Source organism: Cupriavidus sp. CuC1 (genome assembly GCF_044627735.1).
Taxonomy (GTDB): Bacteria; Pseudomonadota; Gammaproteobacteria; order Burkholderiales; family Burkholderiaceae; genus Cupriavidus; species Cupriavidus ulmosensis.
The window spans coordinates 1-1237 of the sequence record NZ_JBIUHC010000373.1 but is presented as its reverse complement, the minus strand read 5'-3'; the positions used below and the strand labels follow the sequence as shown (position 1 = coordinate 1237).

The 1237-nt window shown below is 65.6% G+C and carries 1 protein-coding gene; it reads right to left on the bottom strand.

Annotated elements, in window-relative coordinates:
• Positions 1 to 73 precede the first annotated feature (73 nt).
• Positions 74 to 1237, bottom strand: a 1164-nt coding sequence (locus ACGLHR_RS51710; RefSeq protein WP_400103887.1) for a transposase, incomplete at its 5' end; no start/stop codon positions are given.

The window sequence follows — 1237 nt, the reverse complement described above, 5'->3', positions numbered from 1 at the left end:
CCCTACTTTCGCAAAGCAAGGCGCTGGATCGGAGCTCTTGGCCCGTAAATCATGGACTGAATGGGCTCGGACGTCATACATGAAACAATATTGGCGCCCACCTCTGTAGCTCGAAGACCTTCACGGCGCGGCGCTGCTCGGACGTGAGGTCCGGCGCCAGCATCGCCGTTGGCCGTCGTCCCGCTGCCCCGGTCTTCGTCTTCACCAGCGTCACCTTGATCTCGGCCAATCCTTCCATCATCCGTCGCGCCGATGCCTCGGTCCTCAGCGCCATCCGCGCCAAGCTCACGAGCATCAGGCCAAGCACGGTCGCGAAGGTATGCAGACGCAACGATCCATCGGCCCACTGGTGTGACGGTCCCCAGGGAACCACGCCACCTTTCTTCGCCCTGCGGAACAGCTCCTCGACGTTCCACTGCCCTCGGAAGGCGGAAACGATTCGCCCGGTGCTCCAGTTGTGCCGATCCGTACACAGCACCCGCCTGCCCAGCCGCGTTCTCTCCAGTTCGCGGCGCAACGTGGCATCGACGTGCCAATGCAAGGTCGGTACCGCTTCGCTTCCGGCGATGGTGGCCACGACGAAGCTCGACAGGTGTTCCCGAGCGAGCGCCTTCTTGACCCGCAGCTCGAGCCGGCTGCGCGTGATGCGGCCCTTTTCGATCAACCCCTCCAGCGTGCTCAGTTCCACCTTCGCTTTGCCCAGCGCCACCGCGATCCCGCGTTTCTGGCCCGCCAGCAACTCCTGGCTCTCCACCACGACGAGCGTGCGATCCAACTCACCCACGGTGGTCCGAACGCGCGCCGCCCGCACGTCGCTGAGCTTGCCCGACAGCGGCTTCATCGCACCGCGCTGCGCCGCCATCCGCAGCGCCTCCTCCGCGGCCTTGTGTCCCAGTGGCAACGAGATGAGGCTGTAGTAGCCGGCGGCATCGAGATCGAGTTCCAGTTGCGGGCTCCAAAACCCGCCGTCTCGTACCACCGTGCGCTGCGCCGGCCGCTCGCGGCCCTCACCGCTGTCGAGTGCCTCGTGCAACTGCGCCAACCCACCTAGGCACGCCGCGAGCACGGCCTGGTCCGAGCCGTTGCCGGGATACGTCCGATACAACAGCGGAACATGCCCGGTCTCGCTGACCAGGACGCCAAGCCCTACGACACGCAGGTCGCTTCTCTTGCTCTTGGCGTGGCCTCGCCGGGCCAGTTCGCCGGGCGTCTGCGTGTCGATGTGGGTATCGAAGTT